The sequence below is a fragment of the Lacrimispora sp. 38-1 genome (assembly GCF_049890855.1).
In the GTDB taxonomy this organism is placed as follows: Bacteria; Bacillota; Clostridia; order Lachnospirales; family Lachnospiraceae; genus Lacrimispora.
Map to the genome: position 1 here is coordinate 1 of NZ_JBANEW010000014.1, position 14,686 is coordinate 14,686.

Consider the following 14,686-nt stretch of genomic DNA (forward strand, 5'->3'; position numbering starts at 1 on the left):
AGAAAAGCAAATCCATGTTGACACAGAAAAATTATGTGCTAAAATAAGGATAACAAACACAGACAAAAGCGTTGACGAGGAGGAGTACATGCGATTCCGGATGAACAGAGAGAAGATGGCTGGTGAAAATCTTCGTGATGGGAGCATGGAAGTAGCCTTTGAGCTTTGGATTGAACGGATATTATCCCAGTAGACTTCAACGGAGATTCCCACCGTTATCAGGGGAAGCGATATCGGAAGAGATTTTTTGTCTTCCCGTATTGTATTGAGAGCAGAAAATCATTTCTGAATTTAGGTGGTACCGCGGACACGTTAATTCGCCCTAAGCATAGCTTGGGGTGAATTTTTTTGTCTGTTTTGGAGTAAAAATTACAGGAGGTATCCATCATGGATAAGAAGTATGATTTTCAAAAATCAGAGAAGCGGTTTGCAGAGTTTTGGGAAGAGAATGAAATTTACAAGTACAGACAGGGGAAGGAACGACCGGTATATTCCATTGACACACCTCCGCCGACTGTCAGCGGGAAGCTTCATATCGGTCATGTATTTTCCTATACTCAGGCAGAAATAATAGCCAGATTTAAACGCATGCAGGGATTTGATGTATTCTATCCGCTGGGCTTTGATGACAATGGTCTTCCCACAGAGCGGCTGGTGGAGCGGGATAGGAAGATCCGGGCCGGACAGTTGCCCAGAAGTCAGTTTCGGAATGTTTGTGTGGAGACGATTGAGAAGTATGAGAATGATTTCACAGAACTTTTTAAAAAACTGGGATTCAGCGTAGACTGGGATTTGAGTTATCAGACAGTCTCTTCACTATCCCCCAAAATTTCCCAGAGATCATTTCTTAATCTGGTAAAAATGAAAAAGGCGTACAGGAAGGAGTCACCTGTTTTATGGTGCACCCAGTGTCAGACCTCCATTGCACAGGCGGAGCTGGAAACCAGAGATTTAGAATCCAGCTTTCACTATCTGAATTTTAAAACGTCTCTGGGAGATTTACTGATAGCAACAACCAGGCCGGAGCTTTTATACGGCTGTGTCTGCGTGTTTGTTCATCCTGAGGATGAAAGATACCTTAAATTCATTGGAGAGAAAGCCAGAGTTCCCTTATACGGCTTTGAGATACCGATTATGGCAGATGAAATGGTTTCCATGGAAAAAGGAACAGGCGCTGTTATGTGCGCAACCTTTGGAGACACGGCAGATGTTTCGTGGTATCAGACATATCATCTTCCTTATAAAAAAGTAATTCTCCCTGACGGAACCATTAGCGGAGAGGTTCCCTATATAGGGGGAATGGAAATCAGCCTGGCAAGACGGACCATAGTGGAAGAATTAAAAAGCAGGGACCTCCTTGTTAGGCAGGAAGCAGTCTCTCATAGCGTTGCAGTTCATGAACGGTGCGGCAGTGCAGTAGAGATCATTCCTTCCAATCAATGGTATATCGATGTATTGTCTGAAAAGGACAGATTTTTAAAGGCAGCTGATGAGATCAGCTGGCATCCGGCTCATATGAAGAAACGATATCAGATATGGGTGGAGAATTTAAAATGGGACTGGTGTATTTCCAGGCAGAGGTATTTCGGAGTTCCATTCCCGGTCTGGTATTGTAAGGATTGCAAAGAACCTGTCTTTGCAGAGGAAGACCAGCTGCCGGTAAATCCAATGGAAGAAATGCCCCGTAAGGCATGCAGCTGCGGATGCAGGCAGTTTCTGCCGGAGGAAGCTGTTTTTGATACCTGGGCAACCTCGTCCATGACCCCTTTCATCAATGCCGGATATGGAGAGAGCTATGACAGAAGCAGGGAAATTCTGCCCATGGGGATGAGAAATCAGGCTCACGAGATCATTCGTACCTGGGCGTTTTATACTATTGTAAAAAGCCTCTGCCATACTGGGGAAATTCCCTGGAAGGATATTATGATCAGCGGGTTTGTACTGGCAAAACCTGGGGAAAAGATCAGTAAATCCAAAAACAATGGATCAGAATCACCTCTGGCCCTTATTGAGATGCATTCGGCTGATGCAATCCGGTATTGGGCCGCCAGCAATAAGCTGGGGACGGATACATTTTTCAGCGAAGATGAAATGAAGGTATCCAGGAGATTTTTGACAAAGCTTTACAACGCGGCAAAATTTGCAGTCTTACAACTGGAAGATTATGAAAAGAAGGAAGAGTTTAATCAGGAGATGCTGCTCCCTATTGACCGGTGGATGTTGGAACGTGTAATTGAAACCACCGGTGTTGTAAAGGCGCATTTAGACGAATTTGAGATGGGTCAGGCAAGGCATGAAATTGATGAACTGTTCTGGAAAGATTTCTGTGATTACTATATTGAAATTGTGAAGGAACGCCTCTATCAGCCGCAAAAGCATGGCGTAAAGGAACGATATTCCGGCCAATATGCTCTGTATCACAGCCTGCTTGGTATATTAAAGCTGTATGCTGTTTATACGCCTTTCATAACAGAGTATATTTACCAGGACTATTATCGGAGCCATGAGAAAAACCTGTCGATTCACCAGATGGTGTGGGACAGGAAAGAAGCCAATAAGGCTTATCTGGAATTTGGGGATCAGGTAAAAGAGCTGATTGGGGCGGTTCGCAGAGAAAAGACAGAAAAACAACTGTCTATGAAAGATGAAATACCAGAAGTAATTATAACCAGTCCAAAAAGATTTCGGGAGTTTTTTAAAGATACCCAGTTGGATATCCAGGCCTGCACCGGCGCGAAAAAAATTATTTTAAGGAGCTGAACGATTCAGAGAAAAGTTTGAGGTTGCGTGAATTCTCCACCCGCTGTATTCTTATCTGTATAGTATTAGAAATAGAAAGGTGATGCCGAAATGGAACGGATGGAGGTTTTTTTCGCGGCACGGGTTGACGGATATGAGGAACACATGCTTTCAGGTGTAGAAGGATGTGAGCAGGCGTATGCTCTGGTCCCATCTCTTCTCCCTGTATCATGCAGTAATTTACTGGATCTGGGGTGCGGAACAGGACTGGAACTGAAACAGATTTTTAAAAGATTTCCGGATCTTTCTGTCACGGGGATTGATTTAACCAGGGAAATGCTTGATAAATTAAAACGTAATTTTCAGGACAGGAAAATTAATTTAATATGTGGAAGTTATTTCGATGTTGATTTGAAAACGGAAGAGTATGACAGTGCAATATCTTTTCAGACAATGCATCATTTTAGCCATGAAGCAAAGAGTGGCTTATACCGGAAAATTTTTAGCGCCCTGAAAGATCATGGACTCTACATTGAATGCGACTACATGGTTGAGAATCAGGATGAGGAGGACTTTTACTTTGCCGAAAATAAAAGGATCAGAAAAGAGCTGAATATTCCTGAAAGGGAATTTTATCATTATGATACACCCTGTACTGTCGCAAATCAGATTGCAATGCTAAGACAGGGCGGATTTGACAGGATAGAATCTGTATTCCGCATGGGACAGACTACGATTCTTGCTGCGTATAAATAAGAGGGCACCCAAAATCAGGAAAAGCGATTGACAGATATTGCCAAATAGAGTAATATCAGATTATTATAAAGAAAAGAGAGGTATGTGTATGTTATGTGTGTCAGTATTGGAGATCGCAACTAATTAAATAGTTGAAAAGGAAAGACGAAGAAGCTTTACAAGATTAGTCTGCCCTTTTTCGGCTGCTATGCCGATAAATCTGCCTTACTGAATGCTTGACTTTTGCACTGCGAAAGCTCATACCTTCCAAATATATGTCTGTATCAGACGGACTTTTTGAAAGCATAACGGTAATGTTATGCTTTTTTTGTACTTTTTTGTGAAATCTGTCTGGGAGCAGGTCTTATTTGAGATCGCAAAAGCTTATGCCTGTGGGGCAGATGAATCGGTGGTCATTTTTATTTATTAAAAGGGGAAAAGACATGGATATCATTAAAACTGCAGGATTAACGAAGAATTACAGGAGATTTAAGAAACAGGCGGGTATTATAGGAAGCATTAAGGGGCTGATAAGACGGGAATACGAAGTGAAACAGGCAGTGAGCAATTTGGATCTTACGATCAGGGAAGGCGAGTTTGTGGGGTTGATTGGTCCAAATGGAGCGGGAAAAACAACTCTGGTTAAAATGCTGACGGGAATCATCGCACCTACCTGTGGTACCTTAAGTGTATTGGGATATTATCCAAATGATTTGGAACATGAATTGAAACAGCAGTATGCAGTCGTTATGGGGCAGAAGAGCCAGCTTTTTTTTGAACTGACTGTGGAAGATACACTTCGGCTGTTCAAAGAAATCTATGGGTTACCAGAAGCGGAATACCAGACTTCCAGGGATTACTTTGTAAATCTGTTTCAGGTGCAGGATCTGATGCATGTACAGGTCAGGACGCTGTCTCTTGGAGAACGGATGAAGATGGAGCTGATTGCCGCACTGCTTCACAATCCGAAAATCATTTTCTTAGATGAACCGACAATTGGGTTAGATGCAGTAGCATCCAAACAGATCCGGGGATTTTTAGCAGAAATTAATGAAAGAAAGGGGACTACAATTATACTCACCTCCCATTACATGGAGGACATCAAGGCATTGTGCAAACGGTCGATTGTCATCAATCATGGATGTAAAATCTATGATGGTGATACAGAGAAGCTTTTTGAGCAGTACCAGAAGTATAAAAAAATAACAGTTACATTTCAGGTACCAACTTCACTTCCAAAGCTGGAGTCTGAAGCACGGATTATGGAACAGACACCTTATAAGAAGGTAATTATGGTGCCGAAAGAAGATGCCGCGGTTTTACTGGGAGAACTTATGAGTTTAATGCCCAGTGACATATCAGTGGAAGAGGAGGAAATTGGAACTGTGGTGGAGAGAATTTATCAGGAAGGGGGAAACAGACTTGCGTAAATACCTGGAGATTATTAAAATTTTTATAAAGACCCAGTTAGCCTGGCGGGGAGATGCGGTGATTCAGACTCTGTTTACTCTGACAAAGATTTTATTTGCCTGTCTGCTGTGGGGAACGATATTTAAGGACCGGGATGAGGTGGCCGGGTTTACCATTAACAGCATGCTGTCTTATTATATCATCAGCTCTTTTCTCAGACAGCTGGATATGTCTTCCCGTGTGAGCGGAGAGATCAGCCAGAGGATCAGGAACGGGACCTTTTCCAAATATATGGTCCTTCCTGTAAATATACAGGGGTATTTTATTGCAATGGAAATGGGAATCGTGCTTTTTTATCTATTTCTGGATTTCATGACATCAGTTATCTGGATTTTTATATTTCGTATCAGGTTTGTATTTGTATCAGACCCTGCTGCACTTGCGGGAGCAGTAATTTTGATTCTTCTTGGTCTATTTTTCATGGTTCAGTTAAATTATTATCTGGGTCTGCTCACCTTGAAATATGAGGAAATAGGAACATTTCTGATGATTAAAGATAATCTGGTGGCTTTTGTTACAGGAAGCATCATTCCACTTGCTTTGCTGCCGGAAGGGTTTGTCACGGTTATGAAGGTGTTTCCATTTTATTATGTGACATATCTGCCTTCCATGCTTCTCATCGGAAGGCTTAAGGGAGAACTGGGAATGGGACTTCTGGTTATTTCCTGCTGGTGCGTAATTCTACAGGCAGTTATTCATGCTACATGGCAAAATTACAGGATTAAGTATGATGGGGTGGGGATATAATGGGCAGAATGAAAAGAAATCTACGGGTGGTCAGAGTATTAATAGATATGCGTCTGCAGAATCTGATGATGTTCCGGCTCAGCTTTTTCGGACCATTTTTTGTCGACAGCTGTGTATTCCTGATTCAGCTGTGCGTGTTTCAGGCAGTTTATTCCAATGTGGACCGGATCGGAACATGGGGAAAGGGCCAGATGCTTCTTTATATTGGGACATTTTCCATGATCAATGCTATAAATATGGTGATATATTTTTTCGGGATTAATAATATCCCGGATAAAATCAAGAATGGAGATATGGATTTATATCTGACGAAACCGGTAAGTCCTTTGCTGCGGCTGACCTTTGAACGGATCAATCCGGGGTCTGTTCCTCTCCTTCTCTTAAGCGGAATAATCATTGCTTATGGGATTAAAGAGGGCGGAATAAAGGTCACTCCTTTTCTGGTACTGGGATATGTGTTCTGGGTGGCGGTAATGACCGTGTTATATTATCTGGTTGAAGTATTGATCCGCTCCCTTTCGTTTTTTATCTTATCCAGTGGAAATGCAGTGATACTGGAAGAGGCAGGACTTACCTTATGTATGCAGCTGCCGGGAATCGTATTTTACGGGTTTTACAAAGTGATTTTTTATATGATTCTTCCTTATGGGATCATGGCAACCCTGCCGGTTCAGTTTCTCACAGCAGAGCTGACTGCAGGAGGTGCTGTATGGGGAATATTGGTTGCAGTGGTTTTTACCCTGCTGACGGCTTTTGTGTGGAAACAGGGAATTCGGCATTATAACAGCGCAAGTTCGTAAAAGGAGAAATGAAAGATGAGAGACAGTTATGTGTTAAGAAAAGGATATCAGGATGACGAAAGGGCAAGGAAAAGTTTTAACCAGCTTGCAGAGCAGATATTTGGCCTGGATTTTGAAAAATGGTATCAGAACGGTTATTGGAAGGACAATTATATTCCTTATTCGATTCTGGAAGGGGATGAGGTACTTGCAAATGTTTCGGTAAGCCCCATGTTATTTTTAGAGAATGGAGTGCCGAAGCATTACATACAGCTGGGGACGGTTATGACCTGCAAAACCTGCAGGAATCAGGGACTGATCAGACAGCTGATACAGGAAATCCAGAAAGATTATGATGGAAAGACAGACGGATGGTTTTTATTTGCAAATGAAAGTGTACTGGATTTTTATCCGAAGTTTGGTTTTAGAAGATCCAATGAGTTTGAATATGCAAAAGATGTGATCATTGATGCGGAGGCAACTGCGGTAAAAGTTCAGTTAGAAGAAAAAGATGAACTTATAAGGTTTAGGCAGAGTATGAGAGAAAGCTGTCCACAAAGCAGCCTGTGGCTGGAAAGCCATGAGGAACTTACCATGTTTTATGCGCTGGACTACATGAGAAAAAATATATATTTCCTGCCGGAGTACGGTGCATATGTCATTGCCAGCCTCGAGAAAGGACAATTGAATCTCCACCAGGTCTTTGCTCCCAAACAGGTGGATGTAAACCGGATTGCGGCTGCTTTTGGCAGAGAGGTAAAGACATTGGTTCTGGGCTTTACTCCTATTGATAAACAAGGCTTTACATGCAGAAAGGCCGGGGGACATGATACAGTGCTGCATGTAAAAGGCTCAGCGCTAAATTGTATTGATCGGGATTGTTTAAGGATTCCTGAACTGGCTCATACCTAATGATTTTTAACAGGCTGCCATGAAAAAAATTGACGGTTTTACTGACTGGTGATACAATTTCAGAATATAAGGAACAGCAATAGCAGGAGAGACCTATGGCAGCCGAATCCAATGAAACCGCTCATGTAAATGAGATACAGAAGGAGTATACCAGGATTGATAAAGACTGGCTCAGCCTTCATTATAAAATATCCATCGGAATGGTATTGTTTGCGCTGGCAGTAGAATGTATTATGGGCGTCATTTTAGTGAACTCTGATATGCTCCATACCACGGTTTGGCGGTTTGTCTTTAAATTTATTCTGGTGCCAAGCAGTGTGAACGCACTGTGTATAGCCGTAGATCATGCAGTGGTGAAATCCCGTAAGATCTCCCAGACAGCAAAAATTTATACGGTATCCATTATTAATACAGTTATCTGTTTTACCCTGTTTACGGCGCACAGTGCGTTTGCAGCTACTTATTATGTGTTTGTTACTGCGGTGATTTTAACCACAGTTTATGCGAGCAGTCTGGTTACACTGAGTACTTCTGTCATTGGAGTGGTGCTGCTGCTGGTTTCTGAACTGTTCATTACCTGGGATGTGGACAAACCCACAGTTTTTCAAAGTACACTCAGACTGGGGAATTTTCTGATCGCTCTGTTTGTTATGTTTTTTGTATCGATAATATGCATGGTGGTAATTCGGTATGAGCAGCGGAAAAACCGCGCCAGTATCCGCATTGAAGAGGAACGGATTCTATTAAAGAAGAGGCTGAAAATGGATGAGCTGACGGGTATTTACAACCGGAAAGCACTCCATGATGCGATGAGAGACTTAGAGGACTGCAATCCCTGTGATAGTTATGTATTTGGAATTACGGATATTGATAAATTCAAAAATATTAACGACAGCTGGGGGCATCAGACTGGTGATAAATGTCTGACAGCCTTCGCAGAACTGTTAAAAAACAGCTGTGAAAAGGCAGTTGCTTACCGGTATGGTGGAGATGAGTTCTGTCTTATATTTTATAATACTGATATGAAAGAAGCTTACGAGACGGCGGTTTTAATTCAAAACACATTAAAGCAGGTGGATTTTAAAGAGCATCCGGGACTGAAACTGACTGCAAGCTTTGGACTTGCAGAATATCAGAATGGAATGAATGCCGCAAGACTGTTTCTGAATGCAGACCAGGCGTTATATCAGGCTAAAATTACGAGAGATGCCATACGGATACATCAAGAAGAGAAATAACGAAGATACGAAGGGAGGTTATATGAGATGTTGGATTTGTTTAAAAAGGAAAAAACAAAACACCACAGACCTAAATTAGGATTAAAGAAATTGCTTCATTATGTGGGACCAGGGCTTTTGGTCACGGTAGGTTTTATAGATCCGGGTAACTGGGCTTCTAATATTGCAGCAGGTTCGGATTTTGGATATACATTACTTTGGATGGTAACACTGTCAACCATAATGCTGATTATACTTCAGCACAATGTGGCACATTTGGGAATTGTAACAGGGGACTGTCTGGCTGAGGCAGCCCACAAGCATTTAAAACCCTGGCTTTCAAAAATTATTCTGTCAACTGCAGTTCTGGCGGCGATATCTACGGCCATGGCGGAGATCCTGGGAGCGGCGATTGCTTTGAATCTGCTGTTTCAGATTCCTGTAAAACTGGCTTCTGTTCTCATACTGGCCCTGATCCTGTGGATGCTGTTTACCAATTCATACCAGAAGCTGGAAAAATGGATTATCGGTTTTGTCTCCATCATCGGGCTGTCTTTTATTTATGAACTGAGTATGGTGAATGTGGATTGGAATCAGGCGGTAGCGGGCTGGACAACCATCCAGTTTCCAAAGGGCTCCATGCTCATCATTATGTCGGTACTGGGGGCAGTGGTTATGCCTCATAATTTATTTCTCCACTCAGAGATTATACAAAGCAGACAATGGAATTTAGAGGATGAATCCATTCAGAAGCTTCAGTTAAAATACGAATTTGCTGATACCTTATTATCCATGATTATCGGCTGGGCGATCAACAGTGCCATGATTATACTGGCAGCCACTACATTTTTCAGTAAAGGAGAGCATGTCTCAGAGCTTGGACAGGCCGCGCAGATGTTAAAACCGCTGGTTGGCCAGGGGGCAAGCCTCATATTTGCCGTAGCATTGCTGTTTTCGGGAATTGCTTCCACTACGACTGCCGGTATGGCAGGAGGTTCCATATTTGCGGGAATGTTCGGGGAGCCTTATGATCCGGACGATCCACATACCAGGTTTGGTGTGACATGGATACTGGTGATTGCTGCGTTTGTTATATTTTTGATTCGTGATCCTTTTAAAGGGCTGGTTTATAGTCAGATGCTTTTAAGTGTCCAGCTTCCGGTTACTGTATTTTTACAGATCTATCTTACATCTTCAGAGAAAGTTATGGGGAAATATAAAAATGGACTTCGGGATAAGATTTTTCTTATTGCCATTGGTGTGATATTGACAATTTTAAATATAATGCTTTTAATTGCTGTGGGAAAGGGCTGAATGTGACAGGCAGTGTCAGCCAGACAGGAGGAAATGTGAGATGAATTTTTTGGGAACAGTTGTTCTGGAAACAGAGAGGTTAATAATACGTCCGTTTAGCACCGGGGACGCCCATGATATGTTTCATAACTGGGCAAACAGCAGTCATGTAACCAGGTATTTAACCTGGCCGGTACATGAGACGGAGGCGGATTCAGGTGAAATTCTTAACATATGGGTGAAGGATTATGAAGATCCTAAGAATTATAACTGGTGTATTGAGTGGAAAGAGAACCATCACGCCATCGGCAGCATAGGGGTTGTACATATGAAAGAAGAGATTGAGGAGGCCGAAGTGGGATACTGTATCGGCGAAGAATACTGGAGACAGGGCATTATGACAGAAGCCTTAAAGGCTGTGATCCGGTTTCTGTTTGAAGAAGCTGGCTTCAACCGGGTATGTGCAAGGCATGATACCGATAATCCCAATTCCGGAAGAGTCATGAAAGCGGCCGGTATGCAGTATGAGGGTACCATGCGCCAGGCGGGGAAAAACAACAGGGGAATCTGTGATTGCACTTTATACGCTATTACAAAGGACCAATATATTAACAGATCGTTATTTTGAGTATTTTACCGGAATAGTAAGAAAGAAAAAAGGTATGATAATGGTAATTGCATGAAAGTCTGAAGCCATAGAGAATTATGCGATACGAAACATAAAGCATACATGCGGGAGGTAATTTATGCAGACATTTAAAGAACTATATGAGCGCACGGTAAGTGCCGCACTGGCGGGAAATTTTGATCCGGCAGAAACAGATAATGGAAATTCTTATGATCCCAAGCATCTCGACTGCCTGTTAAATCCCAGCAAGCATCCGATTGTGATTCGTACGGGTACCTGCGACTGCGGGGACGGAGAACAGAAGGAATGTCTTAAAAGGTGTCCGTTTGGAGCGCTTAAGGCAGAGGAAGACGGGGTTGTGGTTGATCCGGAATTATGTCTGGGCTGTGAAAAGTGCATTGACGGCTGTGCCAGTGAGAAGCTGACAGCCAGTACGGATATCATTCCTGCCCTCAAAGCGGTAAGAGGCGCGAAAGGGCTTGTTTATGCCATGATAGCTCCTGCATTTTTAGGACAGTTTTCCAGTGATGTCACACCTGGAAAGCTTAGAAGTGCATTAAAAGAAGTGGGATTTGACGGAATGCTGGAGGTGGCTTTATTTGCCGATATCCTGACATTGAAAGAAGCTCTGGAATTTGATAAAAATATCAAAGGCAGCGGGGACTATCAGCTGACCAGCTGCTGCTGTCCCATGTGGATCGGTATGATCCGTAAGGTTTACCATCAGCTTCTGCCTCATGTACCCGGTTCTGTGTCTCCCATGGTTGCCTGCGCTAAAGTGATAAAAGTACTCCATCCCGATGCATTAACTGTATTCATTGGTCCGTGTCTTGCGAAAAAAGCAGAGGCAAGAGAAAAGGATTTAGCCGGTGCAGTAGATTATGTTCTGACATTCCAGGAAGTAAAAAATATTTTTGATGCACTGGGAATTGACCCTGCAGCGATGGAAGAAAGTGAAAAGGATCATTCCTCCAAAGCCGGACGGATCTATGCAAGAAAGGGCGGAGTCAGTGAAGCAGTTGAGAATACCTTAAAAGCCATCAGTCCCCAGAAAGAAATTCAGATCCGGACCAAACAGGCGGATGGAGTTCCCGGATGCAAAAAAATGATTCAGGATATTATGGACGGAAATATTGATGCCAACTTTTATGAAGGTATGGGCTGTGTGGGCGGCTGCGTAGGCGGACCCAGATCCATTCTGGGAAGAGAAGAGGGAACCGGACTGGTAAACGAATATGGGGAAAAGGCCACATATCAGCATCCGGCTGAAAATCCTTACGTAATTGAGCTGCTTCACCGTTTAAATCTTGACACCATTGAAAGCCTTTTGGAGGAGACGGATTTATTCAGCCGTGATATTACATGATTTCAGAATATGGAGATAAGATCATTGACTCCCATGTTCATATGGGGATCTATGGCCCTTATGAAATAAAAATAGAAGATCTGGCAAAAGAAATGGACCGGTCCGGTGTGGCACAGGCAGTGATTTCTGATATTGGGCTTAATGCCCTTGATGAACAGGGGATTGAGAGATTCCCGGATATAGACACGATTACCTTAAACAGCCGTTCTCTTGAGATCATAAACGAATATGGTGACAGGTTTTTATTATTATTCTGGATCCGTCCTCTTTTTGACCGGAATGAAGAACAGCTGATCCGCTTTCTTTGCGAAAACAGAGAACGGATCGGAGGATTAAAGGTTCACCCCAAAACAGCAGGTGTTCCTTTTTCCTCCTCTGATTACAGCCCTTACATAGAGATCTGCAGAAGACAGAAAATACCGTTTTGTATCCACACCCAGGGGGATGGTTACTGCAATATGGAATATGTGTATGAAGCTGCGGTTAAGAACCCGGAAGTCACGTTTGTTGCCGTCCATATGGATTTAGGCGGTGACAGGGAAAGAGCCGGTGATTTTATCGCACGTTGTCCAAACCTTTACGGGGATACTACTCTCGTTTCCAAAGAGGAAATGCGAAAAGCCATTGAAAAATGCGGACCGGAGAAGATACTTTTTGGAACAGACGCCCTTGTATTTGGCAGGGACAGCTATGGCCGCTATGATGGCTTTTACGATTCCGTTCTTGAAAACTTCGGCAGGGCTGGGGCGGAGAAGGTATTTTATAAAAATGCCAGAAAGTTATTCTGGAAGGAGAAGTATGAACAGCAAATTGATTTATCCAAGAAAACATGACAGAGAAACAGTATATTTAAAAAATGTTGTGAAAGATCCGGCAATCGAGGTCGGAGATTATACGATTTATAATGATTATGTAAATGATCCTGTGGATTTTGAAAAAAATAATGTGCTTTATCATTATCCGGTTAATAAAGAACACCTGATTATTGGCAGGTACTGTTCGATTGCATGCGGAGCGAAATTTATATTTACTTCCGCCAATCACACCCAGAGATCTCTGGCTACGTATCCGTTTGGGATATTTTTTGATGAGTGGGATCTTTCTGTGGAATGTATTGCGGATACTTGGGATAATAAAGGGGATATTGTGATCGGAAATGATGTGTGGATCGGTTATGAAGCAGTTATTATGCAGGGGGTACATATCGGTGATGGGGCAGTGATCGGAACCAGAGCTGTAGTAACAAAGGATGTGGAGCCTTATTCCATCGTGGGAGGGATTCCGGCAAAAACAATTCGTTCCCGTTTTGATCAGCCGGTGGTTGATGCGCTGCTCTCTTTAAAATGGTGGGATTGGCCCGAAGAGAAAGTGAAAGCAAATTTAGAGGCAATTACTTCCGGGAATGTGAGAAAACTGCTGGAAGGAAATAGCAGGTAATTGCAGGAGGGCAGTGCATTGTATTGGTCTGCCCTCCTGTCAATGTAAAAACTGTTTCAGCTTATATCTTTTACCATATAATACACCTTCTCAAAACCAGCTCTTTTAGTGAGCAGCCCCGTATTTTCTTCCTTAAAAACCTGAAAACCAAGTCTTTCATAAAGCCTTTTGGCCTGGGGATTAGTATCTACTACCTCCAGTACTACCTGCCTGCGCCCAATCTTTTTTGCCAGCTCAAAGGTACGTAAAAGAAGGCTGGAGCCGATTCCTTTGCCGCGGGCCTGCTCTGACACAACAATGGGATCAATGTGCAGAACGTCTTTGCCTGCAGGCCTGTGAATGAGTCGGTATATCTGATAGGCGAGATATCTCCATAGTGCATCAATTGGGGAGAATACCTTGCAAAAAGCGGAATAGTTAAGGGAGAAAAAGAAATCAGACCCCTTCTCCAGACCTATAAATCCCAGAACCCGTTCTTCCTTTACTACATAAAGACCGTTTTTATACCGCAGGCTTTTAAAAAGTACTTCTGCCGCTTTTGAACGGTCTTTGGTAAAGATCCATAATGCGTGAAATTTTTTCGTAAATGCCTCATAATACAGGCGGGCCACCTGCTTTTTCTGAACTCGTGTGAGTACATTTGTAATTCTTATATTGTCATTTTCCATAGATTCTCCTTTCATGGCTGTAAGTGCGCTGGTTGAAACCCCTGAAGTACGGTGGTTAATAACAGCCTGGCGGCGTCGTTTTTTGCCAGATTACCGGAATGTATTTCCTGCCAGATGCCAAACAGCAGATTATAGATGACTGTGACCATCCACTGCACGGGTATGGAGGGATTTAAAAGACCAGCCTGTGTCCAGTTTTCAATGGCATCTGCAAGTGGTTTCTTTAATTGTGCCTCACTCTCTGAGACCCTGGGATTCTCATCAACAGAAGCCGCATATGCAAGAAAATAGATCTTGTCACCAAGAGGTATGAGCCTCAGAAACAGTTCTTCCAGCGTTTTTTCCATCTCCTCCGGCTGAAAGCTCATATCCTGTAACGCGTTTTCAACTAAATGAATTGCATTAATGGCAAGCTCATTGAGCAGTGCTTCTCTTGATGAAAAATGGCGGTGAAGAGTTGCAATTCCTATATTTGCATAATCTGCAATTTCCTGCAGGGTAGCGGTTGGTCTTAAAGACAGCAGTTCTGTTGCAGATTCCAGAATTTCTTCATGTCTGCTTTTTTTATATTTTTGATTTATCATATCTTCGCCCTCTTCGGTATTTTAAAATACTAAATGATAGATAAAACTATCATAATTAGCATAACGTATTGCTATTTTAATGTCAAGAGCTTTTTTGAACCGGAGGTTAAA

14 protein-coding genes and 1 other annotated feature are annotated in these 14,686 nt (G+C 42.7%); of the genes, 12 read left to right on the forward strand and 2 right to left on the reverse strand.

Features of this window, described 5'->3' with window-relative positions:
• Positions 1-62 precede the first annotated feature (62 nt).
• Positions 63-328 (forward strand) — a binding site (T-box leader).
• 59 nt (positions 329-387) lie between these two features.
• The 12 genes from V7D18_RS03550 to V7D18_RS03605 all read left to right on the forward strand — a co-directional run bounded on the left by V7D18_RS03550 (position 388) and on the right by V7D18_RS03605 (position 13,323).
• Complete coding sequence (locus V7D18_RS03550) at positions 388-2,760, forward strand: valine--tRNA ligase (protein WP_426151507.1); 2,373 nt, start codon at positions 388-390, stop codon at positions 2,758-2,760.
• A 90-nt stretch (positions 2,761-2,850) separates the two neighbouring features.
• Positions 2,851-3,495: a class I SAM-dependent methyltransferase gene (locus tag V7D18_RS03555; protein WP_426151509.1), complete on the forward strand. Its 645-nt coding sequence runs from the start codon at positions 2,851-2,853 to the stop codon at positions 3,493-3,495.
• A 422-nt stretch (positions 3,496-3,917) separates the two neighbouring features.
• Positions 3,918-4,904 carry an ABC transporter ATP-binding protein gene (locus V7D18_RS03560; protein WP_426151511.1) on the forward strand — a complete coding sequence of 329 codons (987 nt, stop codon included), beginning with the start codon at positions 3,918-3,920 and terminating at the stop codon, positions 4,902-4,904.
• On the forward strand, positions 4,897-5,691 hold the full coding sequence (locus tag V7D18_RS03565; RefSeq protein WP_426151513.1) for an ABC transporter permease: 795 nt from the start codon (positions 4,897-4,899) through the stop codon (positions 5,689-5,691). The genes V7D18_RS03560 and V7D18_RS03565 overlap by 8 nt, the downstream gene beginning before the upstream one ends.
• Positions 5,691-6,491: an ABC transporter permease gene (locus tag V7D18_RS03570; protein WP_426151515.1), complete on the forward strand. Its 801-nt coding sequence runs from the start codon at positions 5,691-5,693 to the stop codon at positions 6,489-6,491. The genes V7D18_RS03565 and V7D18_RS03570 overlap by 1 nt, the downstream gene beginning before the upstream one ends.
• A 15-nt stretch (positions 6,492-6,506) precedes the next feature.
• On the forward strand, positions 6,507-7,382 hold the full coding sequence (locus V7D18_RS03575) for a hypothetical protein (protein WP_426151517.1): 876 nt from the start codon (positions 6,507-6,509) through the stop codon (positions 7,380-7,382).
• 95 nt (positions 7,383-7,477) lie between these two features.
• Complete coding sequence (locus tag V7D18_RS03580; protein WP_426151519.1) at positions 7,478-8,620, forward strand: diguanylate cyclase; 1,143 nt, start codon at positions 7,478-7,480, stop codon at positions 8,618-8,620.
• Positions 8,621-8,647: 27 nt separating this feature from the next.
• Positions 8,648-9,913 carry an Nramp family divalent metal transporter gene (locus tag V7D18_RS03585; RefSeq protein ID WP_426151521.1) on the forward strand — a complete coding sequence of 422 codons (1,266 nt, stop codon included), beginning with the start codon at positions 8,648-8,650 and terminating at the stop codon, positions 9,911-9,913.
• 40 nt (positions 9,914-9,953) lie between these two features.
• Complete coding sequence (locus V7D18_RS03590; protein WP_426151523.1) at positions 9,954-10,520, forward strand: GNAT family N-acetyltransferase; 567 nt, start codon at positions 9,954-9,956, stop codon at positions 10,518-10,520.
• Between the two features lie 118 nt (positions 10,521-10,638).
• The gene (locus V7D18_RS03595) at positions 10,639-11,886 is read left to right on the forward strand and encodes a [Fe-Fe] hydrogenase large subunit C-terminal domain-containing protein (RefSeq protein WP_426151525.1); all 1,248 of its coding nucleotides are present in this window, start codon (positions 10,639-10,641) and stop codon (positions 11,884-11,886) included.
• Positions 11,883-12,719, forward strand: coding sequence for an amidohydrolase family protein (locus tag V7D18_RS03600; RefSeq protein ID WP_426151527.1), 837 nt, complete (start codon positions 11,883-11,885; stop codon positions 12,717-12,719). The genes V7D18_RS03595 and V7D18_RS03600 overlap by 4 nt, the downstream gene beginning before the upstream one ends.
• On the forward strand, positions 12,685-13,323 hold the full coding sequence (locus V7D18_RS03605) for a CatB-related O-acetyltransferase (RefSeq protein ID WP_426151529.1): 639 nt from the start codon (positions 12,685-12,687) through the stop codon (positions 13,321-13,323). The genes V7D18_RS03600 and V7D18_RS03605 overlap by 35 nt, the downstream gene beginning before the upstream one ends.
• Before the next feature lie 56 nt (positions 13,324-13,379).
• Here the strand turns inward: V7D18_RS03605 and V7D18_RS03610 are convergent, their stop codons facing one another.
• The gene (locus V7D18_RS03610) at positions 13,380-13,991 is read right to left on the reverse strand and encodes a GNAT family N-acetyltransferase (protein ID WP_426151531.1); all 612 of its coding nucleotides are present in this window, start codon (positions 13,989-13,991) and stop codon (positions 13,380-13,382) included.
• 11 nt (positions 13,992-14,002) lie between these two features.
• A complete protein-coding gene (locus tag V7D18_RS03615) occupies positions 14,003-14,575 on the reverse strand; it encodes a TetR/AcrR family transcriptional regulator (RefSeq protein ID WP_426151533.1) in 573 nt (190 codons plus the stop codon).
• Positions 14,576-14,686 lie beyond the last annotated feature (111 nt).

Excerpts from the sequence above, each read along its gene's own strand:
- V7D18_RS03550 (WP_426151507.1), top strand. The coding sequence starts at position 388 with ATGGATAAGAAGTATGATTTTCAAAAATCAGAGAAGCGGTTTGCAGAG.
- V7D18_RS03555 (WP_426151509.1), top strand. The coding sequence starts at position 2,851 with ATGGAACGGATGGAGGTTTTTTTCGCGGCACGGGTTGACGGATATGAG.
- V7D18_RS03560 (WP_426151511.1), top strand. The coding sequence starts at position 3,918 with ATGGATATCATTAAAACTGCAGGATTAACGAAGAATTACAGGAGATTT.
- V7D18_RS03570 (WP_426151515.1), top strand. The coding sequence starts at position 5,691 with ATGGGCAGAATGAAAAGAAATCTACGGGTGGTCAGAGTATTAATAGAT.
- V7D18_RS03575 (WP_426151517.1), top strand. The coding sequence starts at position 6,507 with ATGAGAGACAGTTATGTGTTAAGAAAAGGATATCAGGATGACGAAAGG.
- V7D18_RS03580 (WP_426151519.1), top strand. The coding sequence starts at position 7,478 with ATGGCAGCCGAATCCAATGAAACCGCTCATGTAAATGAGATACAGAAG.
- V7D18_RS03585 (WP_426151521.1), top strand. The coding sequence starts at position 8,648 with ATGTTGGATTTGTTTAAAAAGGAAAAAACAAAACACCACAGACCTAAA.
- V7D18_RS03590 (WP_426151523.1), top strand. The coding sequence starts at position 9,954 with ATGAATTTTTTGGGAACAGTTGTTCTGGAAACAGAGAGGTTAATAATA.
- V7D18_RS03595 (WP_426151525.1), top strand. The coding sequence starts at position 10,639 with ATGCAGACATTTAAAGAACTATATGAGCGCACGGTAAGTGCCGCACTG.
- V7D18_RS03600 (WP_426151527.1), top strand. The coding sequence starts at position 11,883 with ATGATTTCAGAATATGGAGATAAGATCATTGACTCCCATGTTCATATG.
- V7D18_RS03605 (WP_426151529.1), top strand. The coding sequence starts at position 12,685 with ATGAACAGCAAATTGATTTATCCAAGAAAACATGACAGAGAAACAGTA.
- V7D18_RS03610 (WP_426151531.1), bottom strand. The coding sequence starts at position 13,991 with ATGGAAAATGACAATATAAGAATTACAAATGTACTCACACGAGTTCAG.
- V7D18_RS03615 (WP_426151533.1), bottom strand. The coding sequence starts at position 14,575 with ATGATAAATCAAAAATATAAAAAAAGCAGACATGAAGAAATTCTGGAA.